Below are 26,491 nucleotides of genomic sequence, written 5' to 3' on the forward strand. Positions count from 1 at the left end.
TTAAAAGTTTGTATTCACTTATTATGCGCTTGTACCCTAGTTGCTGCAAGTTGCAGGTTATACATCTATCAGTCACTTATAACCTACAATAGGTATTGAAAAAATCACACATAAATAAGCTTAAAATGCCTTTTTGAGTGTATAAACTTCTATTATTTGAAGCTATAGTGACTCATTTTACGCCGATAACCCTCTTATAACTTTTAATATTATTTAATATATATTATAGTAACGTATATTAAAATACACTTAAACGCAATGCTTTTTTAATCGCCTAAGCTTATTGCTCGAGTTGAGCATGCAGAATTCGGCGCAGGGTCAAGATAGTTTGCGGACTGGTCTGAATACTATGTCCACCATTGATAATGGTCTCAGAAGCCGCACCTTCAAGGTGAGCGCTAGTATAAGGCACAATGCCATCTGATAAGGTTTTGGTTAATGCTTGACTAATATCGCCATCAACACGGACCGCAGCAACAAGTGGTAGAGACTCTACTGCATCATTAACATCGTTATCAACAACGTCATCTTCACCTTTTACTGTCTCTTTAGGTTGCGGCTGTGATAGATCGATTTTGACGCCATCGGGCTGCGCTTGTGCAAGCCCTTGAGTAATGTCGGAGTCATTGCTGGCTATAATGGAATGGTAAGTGACGCGATCATTGATTTTGATGTCTTTGGTTAACTGAATAAAAGAGGATTGATCACTGAGCTGACTGGCACCATTTTGCAAATATAGCGCGCCTAAAGGATTCTGTGCCAAATCACCTTGGGTTGCGATCGTAGCTAAGTTTTCAGTGACCGTTTTGACAAGTCCGACGGGCAAATAGACAATACGGCGCAGCGCGCGAGTAAACCAGCGATCCGCGTAGTCGGTACCGCGAAAGGGCGCAGACAAAAATACAGCAGTGTCAACTTGCGGCAAAGCATGCAGCTCAAAGCGCTCTTTTAACTGCTCTTCACCAAAGGACTGTTTGAGCGCCTCACGTATTTTGTTTTTTTCGCTAAATGTGAGCTGGTTTTGATCATCGAGTCGATCTAAGTCATCGACCAAGTTGTCGTCTGAGAGCATCATGCGAGCGATAAGCGCGCCCATACTATGACTGACAATCACACTGTTTTTGCTCGCGCGATTTTGTCCTTTAGGATCGGTTTGCTCATAAGTGCTATTGATTAGACGCTGTATTTGGTAGCGGTTTTCTATAATAGGCAAGTTGGTTGGATAAAATATCTGCCAAACTTGGTAGTTATCACGCAGCAGAGCATCGTTCAAAATATCATTGGTTAAATTGACCCAAGTGGCAGGACTCGAGGCTAACCCGTGCAGCATAATCAATACCCGCTTGTTAGGGTCATAAGGCTCAAGCATAAACAATTTGGGCAGATTGGTTTTTTGTTGACGAGTGATTAGGTTTAAGTAGCCGACGCCGTCTAGTTGATTCTCTGCAAGCCACATACCATAACCTGCCGAAAAATTCGCTGCCAGCGGATAGTCTTCGCCTAAGATAGTAGTGCTCTCACTGCGGTAAGGGTTATATAGATGAATATCGAGCTGCTCGCTACTGAGTACATCTAATACGCTATCTCCTACAGGTTTAATCAAACCGGTCATCAGCAAATGGCCGCTAGGGTAGATTCGGCTACTCGGGTCCTCATTGCTTATGCTTTCGTCGTTATCGGTGCTATTGTCTTGAGCCAATCTACCTGACAAAGAGGAGACGAGCAGCTGGCTAATAGTGGTCGTGTAACGGTCATTGAGAGACGCCACGAAGCTAATACCTAAACCTGGCCGCTTACTTATCGAGTTTAGTCCCGCAAGACGCAGCTCATAAGTAGAGGTCAGATCTGTCAAAGCAGAAGTTTGCTCACGAGCGTTTTGTAGATACTGGTCTTCATTGGGTAGATGGACATTGAGACCATAGTCCCCAACTTGCACCGTCATGACCTTGACTTGGTCTGTGGCACGGCCGCCCATCGCAACTTTATTAGAAATAGCGGTTTGGGCTGAATCGTCGGTAGCTGTTGTTGGTAAGTACTCAATATGAGTGTTGCCAAACATCTTCTTAGTGCGGGCTTTAGATTGATACAGCTTAGTTATGATGTCATTGCTCGCGGCATTGTAGATATCTTGAGTTTGAATATCGACATCGTTTGGAATGCGGTTTTGTAAAGGTGCGCTTTTTTGTTTTTGAGTAGCGTTCTCAAAGTCGTGTTCTAATCTGTCATAAAATAGATACGCGTAGCTTGATTTGACGGCATCAAACAGCCGCTGTTGATAATTCATAAGACAAGCGGATGTTCTTTGTTCTTTACTTTTTGCTTGCTCCTCATCGAGTGGGGCGTTGGCAAAGTAGGGGTCAATCGGTGGCCGAGATAGCGCAGCGAGGCAGTCTGAAGATTCGGCTAATTGCCTTGCTTTGGCGTAATGCAGCTCAGCGAAGACAGCAAGCGACGAACGATAATTATCATCGAGGAGACTATCAGAGAGCTGCCCTAAGCACAGATCAAAGTGCTGCAAACAGGCCGTTTCATTGAGACCAGCCGAGAGCAGGGTTGACGCAGTATTACTACTGAGTTTATTGTCTGAGACGATATTACCGCGTTGGCTACTAATGACTTTGGACTTGCTTTGCTGGCTTACAGATACCGTACTACAAGCGCTGACAAGTAGTGTAGAGGTAATAATAGTTATAGCCAAAAGCGCTTGTTTGTGAGCAGATGTTATAGCGTTTACAGCGTTACTTGCAACAGTCATAGCGAGTCTCAGTAGATAATCTCAATATAGAATAAAGACAGATTCGATAAGATAAAACCTCAAACAGTATAGCGCTAAAACAAAAAAAGCGCGCCTGCTTTATAGATGATAGTGAGTCACTACTCAATCACTGTAAAGAAGGCGCGCTGTTAAAGCGGCGCTATAATCGACTGGCTTGATAACTAAAGTCAGCCTCAGCGACTAATATTATCTTAAACGACCGCTGTTTTAGATAATGCTATCTTTAACTGCCGATTAACTGGTCTGGTTGATACTATTCGGGCTGACATTGATATCAGGAGCGGGTAGATCCCAGATATAGTATTTCCCGTCTTCAATGAGTTTGATTTGTTGACGTATTACTTTATTATCTGGTACTTTTTGCTCGAGACGACGCAGGCGCGAGAGTGCTTCACTGCGGCGATCGCTTAACAGATCAGATTGAGCCAAGCTTTGTTCTGCTTCGGTATAGCCTAGGCCAACCGCTCGGTCAAGATACTTTTGACCTTCCTTAAAACCGCCGCCTTCTGAGAGCATCATGCCATATAAAAAGTTGGCCTCAGCGCTGTCAGGCTGAGCTTTGATTGCGCGATCTATATATTGACCACCGCGTACGGCATAATCTGAGCCCAAATCTAAGTTGCGGCCCATACCATTGAGCTTAGCGGCGCGAATTAAGACCTCATAAGAGGCGTCTGGCGCACTGGCAAAAGGCTCAATCCAATCTGCTAATACTTTAATCTTCTCGCGCGTGTAGTAGCGCTGTGAGCGGTTGGGGAAGTTTGGTGGATAGTGGCGCGCATTGGGCGAGACGTCTTCGATAAAATGATCAAGTAAGCTAACGTCGAGCCTATCTGCGCCTACACCGCGCTTGGTAGGGATAAGTACGGTTGAGATAAAGCTGATATCAGAGATAGTCGCTTGCGGCGCTGGGATATTGCGAAGCTGACCTTGGCTAATATCGATGCCCGTACTAGTGATAGGGCCACGCTGATACACGCGAGTAGCACGCTCCGACTCATTTGCTACGCTATTAGTGGCTGCGGCTGCTGGAGTCGCTACATTTGACTGCACCGGAATAGGCTGCGCGCCAGATTGAGTGTTGGCTGGCTGGGCACGGCGAATGATACGCCGACTTGAATCCTTAGCGCTAGGCACGCTTGCGGTGACGCTATCAGGTGCTGCAAGGGCTGGGGTGGTCAACAGCATAGTACAAGCCGCTGCTAGAGCAGTCAGAGTTGCAAATTTGTGAGTTATATTGTGTTTCATAAAAACGGTTGCCTTTTAGTAGTCTCAAGGGAAAAGTGAGGTTTTCACTGATCTTAGTTTTGCTTATATGAATAAGTGTTTAGGTCAATGCAGTCAAAGCTATCAAAGCAGTTTATTTTTTCATACCCTAGCAATTAGTATCAGCACTCGCAACGGTAGGATTGTTAATAATAATACTAAACATTATCTGGCAGACGTTATCCGTAAATCCTCTGCCATCGTTTGCAGCGCCAAGCTATGACTGCTTTACTTATATATGATAAGCAGCACTTTTCATACAATTCGCCATAAAACGCATACTGCGGCGTATCGGTGGTGCTAGCGCCGCACCGCCATTATCAAGGGCAAGTTGACGATGATGCAGCTCTTCGATATCCATTTGCGCTAGTATCTCACGAGTACGCTGATCTTGCGCAGGTAGTTGGGCGATATGATCTTGTAGATGCTCACTGACTTGCGCTTCTGTCTCAGCGACAAACCCTAGACTGAACTCGTTAGAGATAGCTCCGGCCACCGCGCCCAAACCAAAGGACATGCCGTACCATAGCGGCGTAAAGACACTTGGGTGGCTACCAAGCTCATCAAGGCGAGTCTCGCACCAAACGAGATGATCGACCTCTTCAGTAGCAGATTGGTGCATGGCTTGCTTGACGGTCTCGTCTTTTGCGGTAAAGGCTTGACCATGATAGAGGCCTTGCGCGCAGACCTCACCGGTATGGTTGATACGCATAAGGCCTGCGACATGGCGAGATTCGGTGATGCTCAGCTCAGGAATCTCATCGCTACTCACAGGTAAGGGCCGAGAGCTTGGGTTTGAGTGCGGCACTACCGCTCGTAGCGCTTTATCAACGCTCAATAATAAATGGTCAATCTTTGAAAGAGGACGCGCTGTCATAAACAACTCCTAATAAAGTACGGTTTTCTACATTCATCTTACTGATTATCGATTGATACTATTAATTAATATAGTCGATACACTCTAAAAATGTCATAGCGCTACTGGGATGAATTTTGCGCAGCCTCTGGGAACGCAGCACGCAAGTAAAATTTATACCAGTAGCGCGTTTAAATCCGTAAAAGTTTTACATTCAGCTAACTATACTAAAGCATTTAACCTTCATCATGGTTTTGTATGACAGCTTGCTGTTGATGCTTTTTGAGCTTTAAGTACAAAAAGGTGCCATAGCCAATATTTAATATGCCGGTGACCAAAAATAACTGCGGTAGTGTCAGCTGCAAGCTATTCAATACTACAATAGCAAAAATAGCAGAACCGACCATAAATATGGCATTAAAAATGTTATTAGCGCCGACTATACGCGCGCGATGACTCTTTGGCGCATAAGCTTGCATTGAGGCGTAAAGCGGTACAATATACAGACCGCCGCTAAACCCTAAGAAGAATAAGTCTGCAAAAACACGCCAAGTTCCCGGTACTCCAAATAAGTCGCCAATTGTTAATAGAGTATCCCCAGCAGGCTGTATGTTCAGCCCTGATAAAGAAAAATAAAGATCAATTGCAAAAATGCTCAAACCGGCAATGCCAAAGGGCAGTAGACGCAAACTAACCTCGTTTTTGGTCAGTCTCTTGCACAGCAGTGAGCCGATAGAGACCCCTACAGAAAACAAAGTCAGTAAAAATATCACGACTGACTCATCACCTTGTAAGATAACTTTGCTAAATTCTGGCGTCTGTGTCAAAAAAGTCGCGCCATAAAACCAAAACCAGCTATTGCCTAAAATAATAAAAAATAAAAAGGGCAGCGAATACAAGTAGCGAACCGTTGATAGGCTAGTGGTGAAGATATTCCAGTTGATATTTAGCTTCGGCTGCATGGCTGGCATGTGCGGAATACCGCGCGCAGCTAGATAACCTAGAGATGAGACCAAAAGCACAGTCGCGCTGATCCAGTATAGCGACTGCGGTAGCTGCGTTAATACTCCTGCGATAATCATCCCCAGCAAGATTGCCAAAGACGTACCCATCTGAAATAAGCCATTAGCGCCAACCAGCTCATCTTCTCGCATTGCTTGGGGTAGATAAGCATATTTAATAGGACCAAAAAAGGTAGAATGGGTACCCATCAAAAATAACGCCACAAACAGTAGCACATACCACTCAAACACAAAGCCAATAGCGGCCACTGTCATAATGACGATCTCAAGTATTTTTACCAAACGCGTGAGTTTGGATTTTTCAAACTTATCGGCGATTTGTCCGGCGAGCGCTGAGAATAAAAAGTATGGCAAAATAAAGAGCATCGCGGCTAAGTTGTTAAGAATGCTAACCTCAGCACCGAGCTGGCTTGCGGCCGTATAAGTCAGCACTAATATCAGTGCCTGCTTAAAAATATTGTCATTGAAAGCGCCCAAAAACTGGGTAAAAAACATGGCACTAAAACGCCGCCGCTTGAATAACTGAAACTGATTTGCCATGAGGCTTCCTATGAGCGAGTACTTTTAATTGTTTAAATAACCACAGATCAAGATAAAAACGGGTAGTCGGATAATGACGCTATCAGACGTGACCAGAGGCTACCATACGAGGGATAGCGGTTATGCTGTTGCTAATATGGTAATTATAAATAGTATCAATAACTTATTAAAATATATGATAGGTTTTATGATTCTAACCTCGTATAATAGCAAGGCTGTGGGGCAAATACATGTATTAAATGCTATGATATGTTCGTGAGCTCAGTTATGATTTGTAAATTTTATAAGCCCTGATGCAGCAGTGATATTTTGATAATTATCAGCCTCTACATCGTTAAGTGTGCATCGTTTTCGCTATATCAATAGGTCCGCTTTACAAGGCTATAAACAGTCTTTTTAAAGCGTTTGTGAACCGTTACGCTAGGCTTAAGTGGCCATATCAGATGATAGGATAGTATTAGTCATGAGAAGTAACCCCTCATTGCATCACGCTTCAATGACCGCTTCGATACTCGTGTCGGAACCTTGTGTATCTAGCACGGCCCCGTCATCTCCCTCTAATCGGTTGGCGCTAATCGGCGCGCATGCTCAGCACACAAGCATTGGCGTACGTCACCATTTTGCCCGAACCGCTTTATTTAGCGCTGTCGCTAGTGTTTTGGTTGGTGTTGGGATGGCCTCTGCCAGTGCCGCTGAGACCGACCCTCGCGCAGAGGTGGCGCAAAGCCCTACAGCGTCTAACCCGCAAGTAGAAGTCCAAAACAACTCTCAGAGCACTTCACAAACCAATGTAGCGCAGGATGGTTCAGACGATAGCCTTATTGATTTTGACTCAGAAGCGGAGCTTGATGCGGCTTTAGAGGCTTTGCGCCTAAGAAGAGATTTTGAGCAGGGAGAAGTCGATAAATCCGTACTCGATGAGTTCAGTGAAGAAGTCAGCCAAGATGGCGATATGAACACTAGTGAGATAAATACTGGCACGGACGCTGAAAACAATAATAGTAATGAAGCGGATGTATCGCCAGTCAGTAACAATGATTTTGATAGCGATGCCGAGCTGCAACGACAGGCAACGGCGATACAGCAGCAAGGGTATCAGATGATGACTCCCGAACAGATTGATCGGGAACTTGCGGCTTTGGACGCTGAGAATGACTCTTTTATGGAGAGTACGAGTAATGGCAACACCGACGGTTTAGATGATGTTTTTGATGCAGGGTTTAGTAGCGATCTAAACAGCTTCGATAGTAATCTAAACAGCTTTGACAGTAACAAGATAGACAGTCAATTCGATAGTTTTAATGACGAAGGCTTTAATGCGCCTATTGCCCGACTTGATAGTCAGCAATTACCTTTAGGATTAGATCCAAAAATCGACTCTGCGACTTTGCCTACGCCCAACAATCTTGAGACTTTAAACCGCGCACAAACTCCAGAAGAGCAGGCACAAACAGCAGAGATAATGGCGCGTCCTATTGAGGTGAGCGACTCTGTCAGTAGTGGCCGAGTCGATGACGGTGCTGACATCACTGAGCAAAACAATCCTGAGCAGATATTAGCGCAGCAAGACAATCGTTCAGTGACAGGTGCTGATGATACTATCGCTGAAGCACAAATCGAGGCCAGCGATGGCGAGGTGGCTGATGATCAAAATAGTGATCAAAGCGGCGATCTTAATCCTGATGACTATCTGCCAGACTATCAAGCACAGGACAATGCTGACGCCGTCGCAGAAGGCGTGACTCAAGCGAATAATTCTAAACCATTAGCTCGCAATGAAGGCGGTATTGTCAAACGTTTGTATAATCGCCTATTTAACGGCGGCGTAGCAGCGTTGCCGCGTGTTGAGACCACGGTTTATCTGCAGCAAGACGCAGATAGAAGCCCTAACAATGCTACCAATGATGCGGCTCAGGGTACGCCAAGACTGATCAAGGCTGATGAAGATATTCAGCCGATTAATAATATCAAAGCTGCTATCGATGATACTACCGTTCAGTCGGTCACTGACTTCACCGCAGCCCTGCCACGCCTGCAAGAGACCGCTTTAGATGCGGCAAAAGCTGTAGGCTATTATGATATTACTCTCAAACTACGTCAGCCGGATGCCAACAGTATCGATGTGATCATCGAAAAGCTGGGTGAACCGGTAACTGTCGATAGCCGTATCGTCGATGTCCGCGGTGAGGGCGCCGAGCAAGCCGAGTTCAAAACGCTAGAAGAGACAGCGCTGCCAGCAGAGGGCGATGTCTTTAACCATAGAGTTTATAAAAATAGTAAGGCTGCTCTTGAGGCTCTAAGCCGCACTTATGGCTATTTTGATGAGAATTGGCTGAATAAATCGGTCGACATTATCTTGCCAGATAATAAAGCCGATATATCACTCGTTTATGATACTGGGGTTCGTTATGACTTCGATGACGTGGTGTTTTTTACGTACGATGAGGCGACAGGTACCCTCACGCGCGACCCTGATAAGCTACCCGTAGAGCTGCCTTTACTGCGTCAGTTGCTACACTTTGAAGCTGGTGATCCTTTTTATCGTCCCGATGTGACCAAGTTAAGTAATGATCTAGCGGCAACGCGCTACTTCAATATGGTCAACGTTGAGAGCTTATTGCCACCCGATGAGCTGAGTGCTGGCAGTACGCTAGCTTTTGATAATACTGCTAATCAGTCAGATAATGTAGAAGATGGCGATTTAGACAGTGATGTTAAAGAAGGGGCAAACGTAGGCGCTGGCGATACTGATCTCATTGGCGAGAGCCGTGACAATCTTAGCAGTGATGAGGATGATTCAGAGGTCGTTTCTGAGGTCGTTGCTGAAAGCCTTGAGGCGAACAGTGGCGCTACCGTTGATGCCGCTGATATCGCTCCTATTGAGTTCCAAGTCGATGAACAAACGCAAAATAAATTACAAGAAATCAAAGCCAAAGCCAATCGTTTAAGTAGCCTACCTAATGATCGGGTATTGGATGAAAAAGACGAAGAAGCTGAGAACTTCTTAGGAAAAATCAGCGATTCAATCAGTAATATTGCCGAGAAGATATTCCCTGAAGAGGAGTCCATAATCGATGAGGATTTTGTACCGCCAACTTTAGCCAATCGTATTACTCCTGAAGAGGTTTTTGAAAGTAAAAAAGTGCCTTTGTACGTCTTCGTCTCCGCAGATAAGCCGCGCGATGCTCAGGTTGGTCTGGGTTATGGTACTGATACCGATATCCGTGCTACTGCAAAGATTGACTATAATTTGGTTAATCGTCAGGGCTACCAAGCCGGCGCGGAAGTAGAAGCCTCACGCATCAGTAAAAACGTGACTGTCTATGGTAGTCGCCCTTGGAAGCACCCGCTCAATGATAAATTAGAGGCGCGTCTGACTTATGAAGAGGAAGTCATCGATCAAGGTGAAGGGAACTTTGATCTATCGACTAATACTGTAAAGGCAGCTTTGGCTAGAAATATTCGTAAAGAGAGCGGCTGGAATAGGAGATATTCGGTACGTTATCGGTTAGATGAGCTCGAAACTGGGGTTGACGATACAAAGTTAGAAGATCTACCGGTACGTTTCACCTCTTCAAGACCTACGCAGCAAGCTTTGTTGTTTGGTTACGGTATTAATAAAACCGACGTCAACAATGCTATCAATCCTACCAGCGGCTATCGTCAGTATTATGGTATCGAAGCCGGCGCTGAGAGCGTACTTAGCGATACTGATCTGGCGATTGTGCGCGCCGGTGTCAGCGGTATTTATAGCTTTGGTGAGGATGATAAGCACCAAGTGCTAGGCGGCTTCAATACCGGGTATATTTGGGCGGATGACTTTTATGAAGTGCCTTATAAGCTACGCTTCTTCGCCGGCGGTGATCAGAGTATTCGCGGGTATGATTATGAGAGCTTATCACCGTTAGAAAACGGTTATCTGACTGGTGGACAGATTCTCGCCGTCGGTAGTGCTGAATATAACTATGAATTTAGACCGGGTTTCCGCGGGGCATTATTCACCGATGTGGGTAATGCTTATGATAAAGACTTCAAAACTGATACTAAAGTAGGGGTCGGCGTTGGTATTCGCTGGGCGTCGCCTGTTGGTGTGGTGCGAGTCGATGTGGCAGCTGGGGTGACAGAGGATAGTATTCCGGTGCGTTTGCATTTCTTTATCGGCTCGCCGTTATAAGCGGATGCATAATTAAGTCTTTTAACTAAGAACTTATAATAAGAACTTATAACTAAGCCAAACGAAAACCCAAGCAAGGCTCGCAGGCGAAGAGCTAATAATTTTTTTACTTGATTGAGTGTCATGTTGAATAATAAAACCCCACCTAACGACCCGTCGTCTAAAGATCCTGCGCAACGAGATGCCCACGCGGTGCGTCGGTGGTATCCGCTATCTTTTTTGCTAAAGCTGCTAGCATTGATTGCTATTGTCTTAGTTGTGATGTTCGCGGTGTTTTTTTATGCAGCAGGTACGGATGCAGGCACTAAGTTTTTATTAGAAAAAGTCGGTAGCGAAACGGGCGTCAAGCTCAAATATGGCAGTGGTAACCTGCGTGACGGTATTATGGTCACTGATATCGATCTTAAGGCTACCGAAGATCTTGAGATTAAAGTAGACCAGGCTTACGTCAAAATAGGCTGGCGCGCTGTATTTGCTAAAGAAGTACACTTACGTGATGCCGATATCCAGCGTATTGAGATTATTAATACTAAGCCGCCAACCGGTGAGCCGTTCGATTATAAGACGCTTGAGCTACCAGTCAATCTGCGTTTCGACCAAGCCAAAATCAAAACTATCGTCTATAAGCAAGTGACTAAAGAGCCGGTCATCGTTAACGATATAGCGGCAAGGGATTTGACTTGGGTCGGCAGTCAGGTCACCGTCGGCAGTGGTAAGCTCTTTTATAGTGATATTGTAAAAGTCAGTGCGCTACAAGGTGAGATCGACCTACAAGGCGACTACCCCTTAGATCTAAGCGCTATTGTTGAAGTCAGCGCCCTTGAAAAAGCTTATATAGATCCGCTCAATGTCAAAGCAACTGGTACTCTAAAACGTACGATAGGTAAAGTGCGCAGCCGCTACAATGATAGTGATGTCAGCGGCGAGTTTGTCGCACAAGGGCTAGATGAAGGCTCACCGTTTGAAGCGAAACTGCGCTGGGATGATGTACTGATACCGTATGCTGATGCGCAAAATATCCATCTAAAAAGCGGTATGGCGACTGCTTCTGGCGTGGTTTCGGATATTAAACTGCGCATCAATACGGAGCTGACCGCCAAAGACATACCTTCAGGCCGTTATAAAGGACGCGCGGTGATTGCCAATAGTCAGCTGCGTATCGATCGCTTAGATGCTGATGTGCCCGCAGGACGGCTAACCTTGCAGGGGATATTGGACTGGAGCGAGAGCTTCGATGCCAAAATTCGCGCTGTTGGCAATGGCTTTGATATCCGTCAAGCGATTCCAGATGAGTATAGCGACTTTAAGGCTTATGCGCCGCAGACGCTTAATGGTCGACTATCGCTACATTATCAACAAAAAAACCTCAGCAATAATCTGCAAGTTGATGCCGATTTGCGTCAGCGTGATGGCGAGCATATCAACGCTAATATTGTCCGCGGTAAGCTATCTGCCAAATCTAAGCAGCCAGCGCCTATGTATATCGATGCTAGGTGGCAGAACTTGACCCGCCGTGATGTGCCAAGTATTGGCAATATCGATAGCCCAAGCGGCCGCGCTGATGTCATCGTGCGCGGCTCAAACTTATCTGTCGATGCCAATGCTGTCATCAATGAATTAAATGCAGCGCCTAAAGGTAATTATGACGTTCGCATTCGCAAAAATGCTAATGTCATCGATATCAATCGTCTCAACTATCAGGGCATCGTTGGCGACTTATCTGGCACCGGGCAAATACAACTCGCCACCAATCAGCGCCCGCTGACTTGGCAGGTAGATGCGCGTACTAACGGCTTGTTGCCGAAGCAATATCGTAGTGATCTGCCGCTTGAGCGTTTAACAGGTAACCTGAGCGCGCGCGGCCGCCTGCTAAATATCCGCAAAAACGGCGACAAAGGTCAGCGGCATATTGTCAATATTACGAGTACCGACCTGCAAGCAAAGCTAGACGCTAGTCAAGACCAGCGCGCTATCGGCGTTACTGGTAATGGCGACGCTGAGATAGATCTTATCGGCGGTGAGCTGTCAGTGTTTGACGTACGCTTCGATGGCCGCGTTGATACTCAAGATGTACCCGATGGTCTGTTATCGATAAGCGCAGCAGGCACACCAAAGCTTATCAGCGTTCGCAAACTGGATTACAGTGGTGAAGCTGGCGCAGTGAACGCAAAAGGCGTCATCGATCTGCGTGATAATATTGGCTGGAGCGTCACAGGACGTTTTGATAACTTCGATGTTGGTTACTTTCTTCCTAATAATCCGGCTATTTTGACCGGAGATTTGGTTACTAGTGGTGAGTGGCAACAGCCCGCGAGTACAGCGGCTAATAGCCAAGGTAAGCTGCAACGCTTTGCTGTCAATTTTGATGGCGTTTTAGATGCTGAGCAGCTGCCAGCAGGCAAGCTGACGATTGATGCCAGTGGCGATGCGCAGCTGATTCGTATTAAGCGCTTTCGTCATGTAGGCGCGGCCGGCAGTATCGATGCTAAAGGTAGCGTGGACGTACGCCAAGGCATTGCTTGGGACATCAACGCCACTATGGATCGCTTCAACTTAGGGTACTTTTTAAAAGACACGCCAAGTACCATCACCGGCAGTATAAAAACTGATGGACGCTGGGGCGAAACCCAGCAGGTTATCAACTTACAGCAGATTAATCTGCGCGGCATGCTCAAGGGTCAACCACTAAGTGCCAAAGGTAGTTTGTCTGCTAAGCTTAGCTTACCCAAGGACTTAGGCAGCTATTTTGAACGCCTGCAAGCTCAGGATAGCGAAACGCAGTACAAGCAAGTGAACGCTTTAATTGATAGCCTTGATGCCAATGATTTAGTGCTACGGTGGGGCGATAACTACTTAACTGCTAACGGTAATGCTAAACAGCTACAAGCCAAAATCAATATCACAAGCCTAGATCAGTTATCTGACCAGCTCGCCGGTAAGGTCAGCGGCGGGGCCACTCTATCGCAGCCCGCAGGCCAAGCCTTGCCAACGATTTATGTGGACTTAGTGGGTGAGCGCATTGCCTTGCCAGGGTTTGTTTTACGTCAAGGGCGCGTGCGCGGCAAGTTAGTGAATCTCGCAAATAGTCCAAGTCAGCTGATAGTCAGTGCTGAAGGCTTAGATGCCGCTGGTCAAAGCTTTCAAAAGGTCAAAGCGACCTTCAATGGTACTGAGCAGGCACACGTGGTCAATCTTGATGTAGCCAATGATGAGCTTAACGTCTTAGCGCGCTTAAAAGGCGGCTTCAATCGCGACGAGTTGATATGGCGCGGCGCAATAGGAAATGGTAGCGTCAAATCTAAATATGCCACGCTCAACCAGCTACAACCGGCGCAGCTTATCTTAAACTTGCCTCAAGGTGAGAGCAATCCGCTAAAAGTACAGCTGGCAGCACATTGCTGGCAGGCCGCTGATCAAAGTGGCAAGCTGTGCTTACGAGAGAACCTAATCGCCTCAGCCGACGCCGGTCAAGTCAATTTAGCGATACAAAATCTTGATACCTCCCTATTTTCAGTATTTTTGCCTAAAGATATCGATTGGCAGGCGAAGATCAATGGCAAAGCTGTCGTTGGTTGGCAACAGGGCCGTGCTCCTACTATTAACACCACTTTATATTCGGACAACGGCAAAATCGGTCTGATTCAAGATGGTGATTTGGCTCCAGTGAGCTTACCTTATAAGCGCGTCTCGCTGATTGCGTTATCGGTCCCTGAAGGTGTCAAGCTGCGTACAGATATCAACACTGGTCGCGGTGCCCGTGGCTATGCCGAAGTCATTGTGGATCCGTATAAAGATCCTAAACCTATCTCCGGCGCTTTGGTATTAAATGAGCTAAATTTAGCGATACTTAAACCTTTCTTCCCGGGTATGCGTGTGCTTGAAGGGAATATCACCATGGCAGGTGGCCTTGGCGGTACTCTAACCAAGCCGCAGTTCTACGGCGATGTCAAACTCGCTGATGGTCGGATCGCTATGCTTGGGTTACCGGTGAATCTTACTAATGTCAACACCACTGCCAAAATCCGCGGTACAGAGGCGGTGATAGACGGTAGCTTCAATAGTGGTACGGGTACCGGTGAGCTTACCGGTACGGTAAACTGGCAGCAAGAGCTACAGGCCAAACTCAGTATCGTCGGTGAGCGTCTAGTGCTGACTCAGCCGCCGCTACTCTCAGCAGAGGTCAATCCAGACATCGATATCATCGTGCGTCCAAATGACAAATACGTCAATATTGAAGGCGCTGTCAGTATACCTACTGCGACGATCCGTCCTCCTGAGGCCAGCGAAGATATCATCACCCAGACCGAAGATGCAGTGGTGCTCGATAGGCGTCTAATCGGTAATATTGATGAAGTACTGGCGGTGTCTAAGCCTTGGTCGATCAACGCCGATATCGGTGTCGATCTGGGCGACGATATCAATTTCCGCGGTTTTGGTGCGGTTATTCCACTGGCAGGCGCCATTAATATTACGCAAAATGGCAGTGGCGTCATGCGCGCTAAAGGTGTCGTACAAGTCTCGAAGCGTACTAGTATCGATGCTTTTGGCCAAAGCTTAGAGCTGAATTACGGACAAATACGCTTTAACGGCGATGTCATGAAGCCTGATCTTAGCATCGAAGCGGTCAAAATCATCGATGATAATATCGTTGGCGTCCGCATCAAGGGCAATACTGAAAATCCAAATATTATCGTCTTTAATAATGCCGGACTGACGCAGCAACAAGCAATGAATGCTTTGGTGACAGGACGTATTAATGACGGCAGCCCCAGCCAAATCAGTGAGCAGGGCTTTAAGTCGCAAGTGACCAATAACTTAGCCGCCGCCGGTCTTAACTTTGGCTTGAGTGGCACGCGTAGTCTCACCAATCAGATCGGCCAAGCTTTTGGTTTCCAAAGCTTAACCGTTGATGCTTCAGGCAACAGTGATGACACTAATGTCAATGTTACCGGTTATATCTCGCCTGATCTGTATATTCGTTACGGGGTAGGGGTGTTCAATGCTGAAAATAGTCTCTCGGTGCGGTATCAGTTGACTCGCCGTGTCTATTTAGAGGCGACCTCCGCTGCTGAAAACGCGGCGGATGTGGTCTATAGTTGGCAGTTCTAATACGCATAAAAAACGCCTTTATTTAAAGGCGTTTTTTATTGATTCAAGCTAGGGCGTGTCCCTATTTTAAAAATGGTGATAAAAATGAGATAAATCGCAGGCAAACAAGGAAAATAGCGCAGGTAATATCAAGATATTGACCAGCTATTTGACACCGTTTGCCAAAGATTTAGCCATTTTTAGCCCGTTTAGTCATAAACGCTTGAATTAGGGACACGCCCTAATACTGACTTGGACGAATATGAGCTAAAACAGCGCAATAAGCTCAGTAACTAGTGAGTTAAAAGCTACTCGATTAAAAATTACTTGGCAAAAAGCTGCTTGATTAAAAACCACTTGGCCAAAAGCTACTTGGTCAAAATCAAACGATTATTTCGAGTCAAGCGCAGACGATATTCTTCCCCTTCATGCTCGATACGCACCTCTTTGGTCAAAGCAAATAAGTGCTGCGACTGCAGGGTAGGTAGACGATTGTCACGGTTATTTAGATAGCGAGAGATGACCAGACTCATAATGAATTCCTTTTGATAGTAAAATAGAGCGTTAATAAATGAATTAACTTAACGATAATAATTATCATTAACATTTATGGCTTTTGCAAGTGCTTTTATGAATTAAATCATCTTTAGCTTGATAATTGATTCAGTTATAGATGATGCTTCTCCTCAATAATAACTGTCTTAAGATAACGGCCGTTTAATAGCGGTAAATACTTTAAATATCTTTGAATATCTTTGAATATCTTTGAATATCAGGGGCTATCATGCCAAATAACTCTAATCCTATTTCTAATCAACCTCTAGCTAAATCCTCAAAAGTCGTCAATGTCGCGGTAGCTGTTATTCATTATCAGCAGCAGTATCTACTTGGCTACCGCAAGCGGGAGCAGCATCAAGGCGACCGTTATGAGTTCGTTGGCGGCAAAATAGACATTAATGAAACTCCAGTTGCCGCTTTGATACGCGAGGTCAAAGAAGAGACTGGCTTTGATATTGCTGGCAATGTCATTCTCAAGCTTGGACGGCTGCATCATGACTATGTCGATAAACAGGTCGCTTTGCATATTTACAAAATTGAGCTTAGCGCTGAGCAGTATCAGCATTACAAGCAGCAAGAGTATGGACTAGAAGCGCAAATGCTGACGTGGGCCGATAAAGATCTATTACTCAATAATCATTATCCGCTGCCCGCTGCCAACCGAACTATTTTGGCTTGGCTCAAGCTGCCCAAGTGTATGGCCATCACTTACCCATTAGCGCACTTTGAGACGCCAGACTCAGGTGACAGTTTAGCCACTAACCCAGCTCAAAGGTGGCTGAAGTATCATCAGCAGCAGCTCTCGTATCAAGGCTGGAGTTATTTACGTCTTAAGCTCGCTCAATCGAATAATAATACTGATAAAGAGGCCGAAATTATTACGCAATTACTGGCGATTAGAAGCGATATTAGCGCTATCGTCCCTTACCGCTTACGCAAAGCTATAGATTTTAATCATCTAGATGATTTGAAAAATGACAATATAAGCGCGAGTACTAATCAACCGACTTTAAACCAAGACAACTTACCAATATCTGCCTATCACTTGACGCAAACGGAGCTGATGGCTTGGTTTAGTCAGTATCAAAAGCAGTCTAGTCATCTAGATAGCGGCGCAGATAGCAATGACGATCTTCGCTATGATTCTAGCTCTAATCGCGCTACTGCCGAGGTAAGTTGCCGTTTTGACTTAGACCTACTCAATACTAGTGATCAAAACACTACCGGGCTGATTATTAGTTGTCATGACGCTGAGAGTATCGCTGCCGCCAATCAATTGGCTAATTTGCGCCTAACGCTTTCATTAGCGCCAGTTATTGCTATCTTTTTATCCCCTGTACTTGCCACACAAACTCATCCGGAGCAGACACCGCTTGGCTGGCAGCAGTGGTCTGCACTGGCTGCGCTCGCTGATGTACCGGTCATTGCTTTGGGCGGTTTATCACCGGCGATGAGCGATTTGGCGACTATAAATGGCGCAAACACCGTTGCAGGTATCCGCAGTTTTCAAGAAGGAGTCTAATCTTACCGGTAAAACATTACTTATATTTAATAAATGGCAACTATCTGGTTACTATGTATTTGATAGCGTTAATAATTTTGGAGTATTTTACAAACCGTAGCTTTTTCATACATAGCCTCACTACTTATTTTGACTACTCATCCTTATTATTGATGGCACAAATATCAAAGTAGTGTCTTATTAATAGACCTCAATAAATGAATAAATACGGTAACCCTATGCCTATGAAAGCCAATACCTCCACTAAGTCCGACCCGTATGATCGCTCATACGATAGGCAGGCGAATGGTCATCAGGTTAAAAATAATCATAATTCGCTCGCTAGCAAAACACCGGCAAACGATAGCTATTTGTCAAAATCAGACTTATCGAAGTCGAGTGCGAATAGCTCGGTTGCAAGTAATGACGCTAGCTATGCTTATGAGCAAGATGACCTGCCAGCTTATCACTTCAGTGAATCGGCTAGTGCTCCTAGTCGCTCTGGTGATGTCAGCTGCGGCTATAAAAAAGCCACACCAGTTGCTAAAAGTGCCCTAATGAAAAGTACCCTAATATCTGACGAAGAAGAGATGCTATTGCACTATATGCAGAACAATACTCAGTCGATTGATAATAAGAAAAGTAGTGCTAACACTACAGAACAACAGGATGCGCTGCAAAACAAGCAAGATATATTAAAACAAGAAGTCATCAATACTACTAATAGTGAGCCAGAGGTCGATGGAGTGCTAGATAATCCAGATTTGGCTCATAAACAGCTGTACCAGAATCAAAGTGCTATCAATACTACTGTTAAAGTTTCGGAGAGAGTTTTTATGTCCAGTCTTCTTAAGCATACTGGTATTGCTTTAGCTATTATTATTCCGCTAGCCGCGTTTTCAGCTTACGCTGCGACTCCTGAGCAGACAGTAACTGCTGCTAAGAACATGAATAATACTGAAGATCAAACAACAGAGATAAATATTGATCCCAAGAACTTTATCCATAAGTCAGCGACTAAGCCTACGACAGTGGATAGCGTGGACTTGGATAAATACGCTGGTACTTGGTACGAGATAGGACGTCTGCCGATGTACTTTCAGCGTAACTGTGCAAGCGATGTAACCGCTAACTATACTGAAAAAGCCGATGGCTCTGGCATTATTGTGACGAATAAATGTCTGGATAAAGACGGCTCGCAAATTGTCGCTGAAGGCTTAGCTAACCCCGCTGATGCTACTGGCAGCAAACTGAAAGTAACTTTTTTGCCTACTTGGATTCGCTGGTTGCCTATCGGGCGCGCTGATTACTGGGTACTAGCGCGTGATACTGACTATCAAACAGCGTTAGTGGGTACGCCAGATAAAGACTATCTGTGGTTGCTGGCACGCTCGCCCAATGTGACTCAGCAAACCTATGCAAAGTACCGTCAGATCGCTCAGGACCAAGGATACAATCTTAAAGAGTTTACCTTAACGCCTCATGCGAATCAGACTGTTAACTTGATTCCTTAGTAGCGACTAGGTTATGTTGTTTTGGGTAAAACGGTTATTACTGGCAAAACTAAGCGTTTTAGGCTAAAATCTACGCCATTTATTGCCTTTGATTCCGCTATTATTTGTAGCGCTTACCAAAGGATAATCAACGAACATTTTCTACCTCTTTTTTATTGTTTTTTATTTACTGACTATTCATTTACTGATTATAAGGATGCTTCCTGTGAGCAATGCTGATACCTTACGCCAATTACATCAAGACCAGTTAAGCCAATATAATAACCAAGAGCAACAAGCGATTGAGCTGATGGGTGTACTCAATACCCTTTATAATGAGCAAGATGTACAAGTCACTTTATTTGGTGAGACATTAGATACCAGCTCAGTAGGGCAAATATTAGCGCTACATCAAAAGACGGCGACTCGCAATACTAGTGGTCAAGCAGTGGCTATTGCTGATACGCTAGCCATCGTAAAAACATTAGCACAAAGCGATGTGACTGCAGCAAGCGTAGATGTCGGTCAGCTTATCGCTAGTGACAGCGATGTACAACAAGCGCTACAAGGGACTAGTGCTAATGGAGCGACTAACGATGCAACTGACGTTGTGCTCTACGGGTTTGGCCGTATTGGCCGTATCCTCACGCGTTTGTTATTAGCGCAGGCCTCAAGTGCTAAAGGCTTACAGCTAAAAGCTATTGTCGTGCGCCCTGCACCTGCAGGCGATCTAGCTAAGCGTGCTTCGCTGCTTGAGCGCGACTCTATCCACGGCGGCTTTACCGGTAGTGTGAGCGTTGATGAAGCCAATAACGGCATCTTAATCAATGGTCGTTTTGTTCAGGTCATCTATGCCAAAGACCCAAGTGAGATTGACTATACCGCTTATGGTATCGACAACGCATTGGTTATTGATAATACGGGTATCTGGAAAGACGAAGACGGCTTAGGTAAGCACTTACAGTCTAAAGGCGTACGAAAGGTACTACTAACAGCTCCTGCCGGCGGCGATATCAAAAACGTCGTTTATGCGGTAAATAGCGACACTATTGGCGATGACAAAATCGTCAGTGCGGCAAGCTGTACGACTAACGCCATTACTCCGACGCTCAAAGTGTTAAACGATGAGTACGGCATCGAGAACGGTCATGTCGAGACTATTCACTCCTTTACCAATGATCAAAACTTGATTGATAACTATCATAAATCTGATCGCCGTGGTCGTAGTGCGGTACTGAACATGGTAATCACCAGTACTGGCGCGGCAAAAGCTGTGGGTAAAGCTTTACCAGAGCTTAGCGGTAAATTGACTGGTAATGCCATTCGTGTACCGACGCCAAACGTCAGCTTAGCGATCTTAAATCTGAATTTAAAAACTGCGCCAAAAGATGCTGACGCTCTTAACCACTTCCTACGTGATATGGCCAATAGCAGCACTTGGCAAGCACAAATTGCTTATACGGACTCTACCGAAGCTGTTTCTACCGATTTTGTGGGGACTAAGCATGTGGGTATCGTTGATGCACAAGCGACTATCGTTACTGATAATCATGCTACGGTTTATATTTGGTATGATAATGAAGTCGGTTACAGCACCCAAGTCTTACGCGTAGCAGCGCAGATGGCTGGTATCAGCTACACGCAAATTCCAGCGTAACGCTTGCTTGCGTAGACTGGTCAGGCTGTCAGATAATAGTGAATCATAACGAATAAGCATCGTTGTTAAGCTATATCAGGTCGCCTATAAGACACCCGATAGTCGCATTGGTTATCGGGTGTTGTTGGTATTATGGTTTATAACCTTATAGTGTATGATTGGACCTGAGCAGTAGGCTGTGAATGGCCAAGACGTTTAGCAGTATTTATATTTAGCAGTACTACAATAGTAAATTAAGGAAGGTAACATGCGATTTATTGATGAAGCCGTCGTAACGGTAAAGGCAGGTGACGGTGGTAACGGAATCGCCAGTTTCCGCCGAGAAAAATACGTCCCTCGTGGTGGTCCTGATGGTGGTGATGGTGGTAAAGGCGGCGATGTTTATGTCATCGCTAACGACAACACCAACACTTTAGTGGATTATCGTTATACTCGCCGCCATGATGCCAAGCGTGGTGAGAACGGCCATAGCAAGAACTGCGCCGGCAAAGGCTCTGACGATATCTACTTGCCAGTCCCTATTGGGACGACTATCATTGACACTGAAACTGATGAAGTCATTGGCGATTTGACCGAAGTGGATCAAACTCTACTGATCGCCAAAGGTGGTGATGGCGGTTTGGGTAATACCCACTTTAAGAGCTCAACCAACCAAGCTCCGCGTAAAGCGACCTCAGGTTTTGAAGGTGAGCTAAAGGTACTTAAGTTCGAGCTAAAAGTAGTGGCTGATGTCGGTTTAGTCGGTCTGCCTAATGCCGGTAAGTCTACCTTTATCCGTCAGGTCTCTGCCGCTACACCAAAAGTTGCTGATTATCCTTTCACCACATTAGTGCCGAATTTAGGGGTAGTTGATATCGGTCGTCATCGCTCCTTTGTGATGGCAGATATTCCGGGTCTGATTGAAGGCGCTTCAGACGGGGCAGGGCTTGGTATTCGCTTTTTAAAGCATGTGGCCCGTACGCGCCGACTATTACACATCGTAGATATTCAGCCGATTGATGGTAGTGATCCTGTTGAGAACGCTAATGTCATCTTAAATGAGCTCGAGCGTTTTTCACCGGAGCTGGCCAACTTACCGCAAATTTTAGTGCTCAATAAAATCGATCAGATCGTAGACGAGACTGAGCTCAATGAGCTGTGTACACATATCGTCGCTGAGCTTGGCTGGACGGGTATTGTGTTTCGTACCTCAACCCTTACCGGCGAAGGCGTCGACGCGGTTAAGTATCATCTGATGAATGAGATCGAGCGCGAGCGCGAACGTGAGTTCGAGGATCCTATTTTTGCTGAAGAGCAAGCCGAGCGCTTTGAGCGTTTAGAGAGTGAGGTGCGCCGCAACACTGAAGCACAGCGCGAAGCTTACCGAGCCGCTCGTAAAGCGCAGCGTGAAGGAACTGATATTAATGGTGAGAATCTAACTGACTTTGATGATGACGACGATGACGGCGTAGAAGTGGTTTATGTTCCTTAACTAAGATGCGATAGCCACAAATACACTAGTCATAAAGACAACAGCCATAAATGCGCCGATAATCATATATCGGTTCACTAACTGGTGAGTTGATAGATTCTGATACAACAGTGCTCAACACTAAGGAGTAAACGTGTTAGATTTAGCGCTAAAGGATTTGAGTAGTCACTTTTCTCAAAAACTTTAACAGCGTGATGTAAATATTAATACAAGTACCAATAATATAAGTACCAATCCCTAGGCACCATTCCCTAAGCACCATTCATAGAAAGGAGTTTTTTATGGCAGTTGACAGCGAACAAACGACAGAAGAAGCAAGGTTTATTAAACAATCCCGCAACTTTGATATTCAGCGCGTTATTGTCAAGATCGGCTCATCGTTATTGACCAATAATGGTCGCGGGCTTGATCGAACTGCTATCTATGGTTGGGCAAAACAGATTGCCAAACTGCATAATCAAGGTATGGAAGTGTTACTGGTGTCATCAGGTGCTGTGGCTGAAGGCGTAGTACGGATGAATCTAGAAGAGCGTCCCAAGAAGCTTATGGCACTACAAGCTTGCGCTTCTATCGGTCAGATGGGTTTGATCGAAACTTGGTGGTCAGCGCTGATTCAGCATGGCGTCCAAAGCGCGCAGCTACTACTAACTCATGATGATCTATCTAACCGTAGCCGTTATTTGAATACTGGCGGCGCTTTAACTCAGTTGTTAGAGTGGCGCGTACTACCGGTCATTAATGAGAATGATACGATCACCATTGATGAGATTAAATTCGGTGACAACGATACTTTAGGGGCGATGTCAGCGGCCTTAGTCAATGCTGATCTATACATCATCTTAACCGATCAAGACGGGGTGTTTACCGATAACCCGCGCGACAATCCCGATGCGAAGATGATCCGTCAAGAGCGAGCGATGGCTGATTATTTGTTTGACATCGCTGGTGATGGCGGCAAACTTGGGCGCGGCGGTATGCTGACGAAGATTCGCGCAGGGCGTCTTGCAGCCATGGGCGGTTGCCCAACTGTGATCGTCAGCGGTGCCATTGATGATGTGATTACTCGTGTGGTCTCAGGCGAGGCGTTAGGGACTTTATTGACTACCAATGAAGCGGACAAAATCATCGCTCGTAAACAGTGGCTTGCCGCGCATCTACGTATGGCGGGTAGTTTAATCGTTGATGCTGGCGCAGCTAAAGCACTCGTTGAGCAAAATCGCAGCTTATTACCCGTTGGGGTGGTAGAGGTACGTGGTGGTTTTGATGAGGGTGATGTCGTCGAAATCGTGCATCAAGATACCAATGAGCGAATAGCGGTTGGCCAAGTCAACTTTTCTTCACATGAAGCTCAGCGCGTAGCACGTGAGCGTACTGAGCAGTTTGACAAGATTCTTGGTGATAAAGATGAGCGTATAGTTATGGTGCACCGCGACAATTTAGCTTTAACTTCATAATGTTTGATTAATACATCATATTTGATTTTTTGTAGGGCAGGTTAGCGATAGTATAACCTGCCTTAAGTTTAACGTTTTTGTTGAGCTACTTGGTATTTGCTTTACCACTTAGGCGACAATAAAATTTTATAATAATACCTATTTCTACTTTGGAGATTTGTCAATGAGTGTTTCAGACAATAGCCGTTCGCCTAAGCACGAATTTGCACCCCTAAAAAACGACAGATTGCTGCGCGCCATGCGTTTTGAGCCGATAGATACCACTCCAGTATGGATGATGCGTCAAGCAGGTCGTTATTTGCCAGAGTATAAAGCAACCCGCGCGGAAGCGGGCGACTTTATGAGCTTATGTAGAGATACGGCGCGTGCGACAGAAGTTACTATGCAGCCCCTGCGTCGTATGGATTTAGATGCGGCTATTTTGTTTAGTGATATCTTGACGATTCCGGACGCTATGGGCTTAGGCTTGTATTTTGAAACGGGCGAAGGTCCTAAATTTAAGCATCCTATTCGCCAGCAAGCCGATCTTGATCGTTTGCCAACCTTAGATGTCAATGACTCTTTGGATTACGTGATGCGCGCTGTGACTAGCATCCGTAAAGAGCTCAATGGTCAAGTGCCGTTGTTCGGTTTTTCAGGTAGTCCTTGGACACTAGCGACTTATATGATTGAGGGTGGTAGCTCAAAAGACTATCGCTATACCAAAGGCTTTTTGTATAGTAACCCTGAGTTTTTGCATCAGTTGTTAGACAAGCTAGCGATAGCAGTCATTGATTACTTAGATGCCCAAGTCGTCGCTGGCGCGCAAGTCTTACAGATATTTGATAGCTGGGGCGGGGCGCTAGGCCATCGTCAATTTATCGACTTCTCGCATGCTTATAATAAGCGCATTGTCGCGGAGTTAAAGCAGCGTCATCCAGATGTGCCTGTGGTACTATTTACCAAAGGCGGCGGTCTATGGCTCGATGTGCAAGCCGATAGCGCCGCGGATGCGTTAGGGTTAGACTGGACTATGCCACTCGACCGTGCTCGCCAAGTATTGACTGAGAGTCAGCGTGATTTGACTAAGCGCCATAAAACCTTGCAAGGCAGTAAGGCTATTCAGGGTAATCTGGATCCTGCGACTTTATATGGCTCTCCAGAGAGTATCCGCAGCGAGGTTAAGCTGATGCTAGATGGCGCTTATGCTGGTGGTGACAAGACAGGGTATATTGCCAATTTAGGCCATGGTATTACTCAGTGGGTTAACCCTGACAATGCAAAAGTCTTTGTCGATGCCGTGCATGACTACCAGATTTAGACGCTAAGTTTAGAAGGTATGAGTTTGGTATTGAGAGCGGCATTAAGTTTTAAAAAAGGATAAGTTATGATTTCAGCAGCGATTGTCGGTGGTACAGGGTATACAGGTATTGAGCTTATTCGCTTATTATCTGCCCATCCTAAGGTGTCTATTGATCTATTGACCTCACGAAGTGAAGCGGGCACTCGCGCTGATGAGATTTTTCCAAGCTTGCGCGGGATATCAGATATTGTCTTTAGTGATCTAGGTGAAGATACGCTTGCAGCGCTGCAAAAGTGCGACGTGGTATTTTTTGCTACCCCGCATGGCGTAGCGATGCAGCAGGCCGAAGCTTTAACCGCGTCTGGTATTAAAGTCGTCGACCTAGCCGCTGACTTTCGTTTGCAGTCTTTAGCGGAGTTTGAAAAATGGTATAAGCAATCACACGCGTGTCCTGACCTGCTCAAAAGCGCAGTTTATGGCCTACCAGAGATCAACCGTGATAAATTAGCTGATGCGATGCTAGTAGGAAATCCAGGCTGCTATCCGACAACGGCTATTTTAGGTTTAAAACCGATTATCGCCTTGCAAAATCAGCAAAATGAGCGTTTGATAGAGTCTCGTATCGTAATCGATGCTAAGTCTGGGGTCTCAGGTGCAGGTCGCCAAGCGAGTCTGGCGCTAAATTATGCCGAAACCACTGATAATTTTAAGGCGTACGGAGTGACAGGACATCGTCATTTGCCTGAGATTGAGCAAGGGGTGGAGCAGCTATTAGCGAGTCAATTCACGCAGCGCATCCGCTTTTTACCGCACTTAGTACCTATGATACGCGGTATGTTCAGCTCTATTCATTTAGAGCTGACTGAGTCAGGTGCTGCTATCGATTGGCAGCAGGAGTTTGAGAGTAGCTATAACGGTGAGACTTTTATTGATGTATTGCCGACTGGTGTATATCCTGACACGCGTAGTGTACGCGCCAGCAACCGTTTGCGTATCGCGATCTATCAAGACAATGAGCGCCGTGAGCTGACAGTATTGGTGGTTCAAGATAATTTAGTCAAAGGTGCAGCAGGGCAGGCCGTACAAAACATGAATGTGATGTTTGGGTTTGAGGAATCAATGGGCCTTAACGCAGCGCCGATTGTCCCTTGATAGGTTTTTATCGCAGTAATGTCTATCGTAGTAATTTTTTTATATTAGGGCGTGTTGAACATTCGACCGTGGCACTGACAGAGACTATTTTTTAGACGATTTGCAGATAAAAATTGTAAGTATAGTCACTCTATACGTCAGTTTTTATCAATAAAGCGGCAAAAAAGAGTCCTGTCCCTGTTGTTAGAGTGAGGGCTAATG

The 26,491-nt window shown here is 45.6% G+C and carries 14 protein-coding genes; 9 read left to right on the top strand and 5 right to left on the bottom strand.

All coding sequences use genetic code 11. From position 1 onward, the window contains the following. Positions 1-280 precede the first annotated feature (280 nt). From JMY03_RS10235 to JMY03_RS10250, 4 genes are all read right to left on the bottom strand, one after another. Entirely contained in the window at positions 281-2,755 is a 2,475-nt protein-coding gene (locus JMY03_RS10235) for an esterase/lipase family protein (RefSeq protein ID WP_227675594.1), read from the bottom strand. Between the two features lie 255 nt (positions 2,756-3,010). Beyond that, positions 3,011-4,024 (bottom strand): tetratricopeptide repeat protein, encoded by a 1,014-nt coding sequence (locus tag JMY03_RS10240; RefSeq protein ID WP_201603540.1) that lies wholly within the window; start codon positions 4,022-4,024, stop codon positions 3,011-3,013. A gap of 250 nt (positions 4,025-4,274) precedes the next feature. Further along, positions 4,275-4,919, bottom strand: a complete 645-nt coding sequence (coq7, locus tag JMY03_RS10245) for a 2-polyprenyl-3-methyl-6-methoxy-1,4-benzoquinone monooxygenase (RefSeq protein WP_025647063.1) — start codon at positions 4,917-4,919, stop codon at positions 4,275-4,277. 215 nt (positions 4,920-5,134) lie between these two features. Continuing rightward, the gene (locus tag JMY03_RS10250; protein ID WP_201603541.1) at positions 5,135-6,460 is read right to left on the bottom strand and encodes an MFS transporter; all 1,326 of its coding nucleotides are present in this window, start codon (positions 6,458-6,460) and stop codon (positions 5,135-5,137) included. 463 nt (positions 6,461-6,923) lie between these two features. On the opposite strand from JMY03_RS10250, the gene JMY03_RS10255 reads away from it, so the two are divergent. Both JMY03_RS10255 and JMY03_RS10260 read left to right on the top strand, forming a co-directional pair. Then, entirely contained in the window at positions 6,924-10,634 is a 3,711-nt protein-coding gene (locus JMY03_RS10255) for an autotransporter assembly complex protein TamA (protein ID WP_227675595.1), read from the top strand. A gap of 123 nt (positions 10,635-10,757) precedes the next feature. After that, positions 10,758-15,743 carry a translocation/assembly module TamB domain-containing protein gene (locus JMY03_RS10260; RefSeq protein WP_201603542.1) on the top strand — a complete coding sequence of 1,662 codons (4,986 nt, stop codon included), beginning with the start codon at positions 10,758-10,760 and terminating at the stop codon, positions 15,741-15,743. Positions 15,744-16,090: 347 nt separating this feature from the next. Here the strand turns inward: JMY03_RS10260 and hemP are convergent, their stop codons facing one another. Next, the gene (gene hemP / locus JMY03_RS10265) at positions 16,091-16,255 is read right to left on the bottom strand and encodes a hemin uptake protein HemP (protein WP_084212668.1); all 165 of its coding nucleotides are present in this window, start codon (positions 16,253-16,255) and stop codon (positions 16,091-16,093) included. Between the two features lie 251 nt (positions 16,256-16,506). On the opposite strand from hemP, the gene JMY03_RS10270 reads away from it, so the two are divergent. The 7 genes from JMY03_RS10270 to argC all read left to right on the top strand — a co-directional run bounded on the left by JMY03_RS10270 (position 16,507) and on the right by argC (position 26,290). Beyond that, positions 16,507-17,802, top strand: coding sequence for an NUDIX domain-containing protein (locus JMY03_RS10270; RefSeq protein WP_201603544.1), 1,296 nt, complete (start codon positions 16,507-16,509; stop codon positions 17,800-17,802). A gap of 197 nt (positions 17,803-17,999) precedes the next feature. Then, positions 18,000-19,295: a lipocalin family protein gene (locus JMY03_RS10275; protein ID WP_227675596.1), complete on the top strand. Its 1,296-nt coding sequence runs from the start codon at positions 18,000-18,002 to the stop codon at positions 19,293-19,295. A gap of 196 nt (positions 19,296-19,491) precedes the next feature. Beyond that, positions 19,492-20,931 carry a glyceraldehyde-3-phosphate dehydrogenase gene (locus tag JMY03_RS10280; protein WP_201603546.1) on the top strand — a complete coding sequence of 480 codons (1,440 nt, stop codon included), beginning with the start codon at positions 19,492-19,494 and terminating at the stop codon, positions 20,929-20,931. Between the two features lie 247 nt (positions 20,932-21,178). After that, on the top strand, positions 21,179-22,402 hold the full coding sequence (gene cgtA, locus JMY03_RS10285; protein WP_201603547.1) for an Obg family GTPase CgtA: 1,224 nt from the start codon (positions 21,179-21,181) through the stop codon (positions 22,400-22,402). Positions 22,403-22,683: 281 nt separating this feature from the next. Next, the gene (gene proB, locus JMY03_RS10290) at positions 22,684-23,856 is read left to right on the top strand and encodes a glutamate 5-kinase (RefSeq protein ID WP_025647055.1); all 1,173 of its coding nucleotides are present in this window, start codon (positions 22,684-22,686) and stop codon (positions 23,854-23,856) included. A 163-nt stretch (positions 23,857-24,019) separates the two neighbouring features. Continuing rightward, positions 24,020-25,156: a uroporphyrinogen decarboxylase gene (gene hemE / locus JMY03_RS10295; protein ID WP_201603549.1), complete on the top strand. Its 1,137-nt coding sequence runs from the start codon at positions 24,020-24,022 to the stop codon at positions 25,154-25,156. A 66-nt stretch (positions 25,157-25,222) separates the two neighbouring features. Continuing rightward, the gene (argC, locus tag JMY03_RS10300) at positions 25,223-26,290 is read left to right on the top strand and encodes an N-acetyl-gamma-glutamyl-phosphate reductase (protein ID WP_201603551.1); all 1,068 of its coding nucleotides are present in this window, start codon (positions 25,223-25,225) and stop codon (positions 26,288-26,290) included. The last annotated feature ends 201 nt before the right edge of the window (positions 26,291-26,491 follow it).

Origin of the sequence: Psychrobacter submarinus (genome assembly GCF_904846685.1) — a bacterium.
GTDB classification, from domain to species: domain Bacteria; phylum Pseudomonadota; class Gammaproteobacteria; order Pseudomonadales; family Moraxellaceae; genus Psychrobacter; species Psychrobacter submarinus.

Coding starts and splice junctions, on each gene's coding strand:
- JMY03_RS10235 (WP_227675594.1), bottom strand. CDS start 2,755: ATGACTGTTGCAAGTAACGCTGTAAACGCTATAACATCTGCTCACAAA.
- JMY03_RS10240 (WP_201603540.1), bottom strand. CDS start 4,024: ATGAAACACAATATAACTCACAAATTTGCAACTCTGACTGCTCTAGCA.
- coq7 (WP_025647063.1), bottom strand. CDS start 4,919: ATGACAGCGCGTCCTCTTTCAAAGATTGACCATTTATTATTGAGCGTT.
- JMY03_RS10250 (WP_201603541.1), bottom strand. CDS start 6,460: ATGGCAAATCAGTTTCAGTTATTCAAGCGGCGGCGTTTTAGTGCCATG.
- JMY03_RS10255 (WP_227675595.1), top strand. CDS start 6,924: ATGAGAAGTAACCCCTCATTGCATCACGCTTCAATGACCGCTTCGATA.
- JMY03_RS10260 (WP_201603542.1), top strand. CDS start 10,758: ATGTTGAATAATAAAACCCCACCTAACGACCCGTCGTCTAAAGATCCT.
- hemP (WP_084212668.1), bottom strand. CDS start 16,255: ATGAGTCTGGTCATCTCTCGCTATCTAAATAACCGTGACAATCGTCTA.
- JMY03_RS10270 (WP_201603544.1), top strand. CDS start 16,507: ATGCCAAATAACTCTAATCCTATTTCTAATCAACCTCTAGCTAAATCC.
- JMY03_RS10275 (WP_227675596.1), top strand. CDS start 18,000: ATGAATAAATACGGTAACCCTATGCCTATGAAAGCCAATACCTCCACT.
- JMY03_RS10280 (WP_201603546.1), top strand. CDS start 19,492: ATGCTTCCTGTGAGCAATGCTGATACCTTACGCCAATTACATCAAGAC.
- cgtA (WP_201603547.1), top strand. CDS start 21,179: ATGCGATTTATTGATGAAGCCGTCGTAACGGTAAAGGCAGGTGACGGT.
- proB (WP_025647055.1), top strand. CDS start 22,684: ATGGCAGTTGACAGCGAACAAACGACAGAAGAAGCAAGGTTTATTAAA.
- hemE (WP_201603549.1), top strand. CDS start 24,020: ATGAGTGTTTCAGACAATAGCCGTTCGCCTAAGCACGAATTTGCACCC.
- argC (WP_201603551.1), top strand. CDS start 25,223: ATGATTTCAGCAGCGATTGTCGGTGGTACAGGGTATACAGGTATTGAG.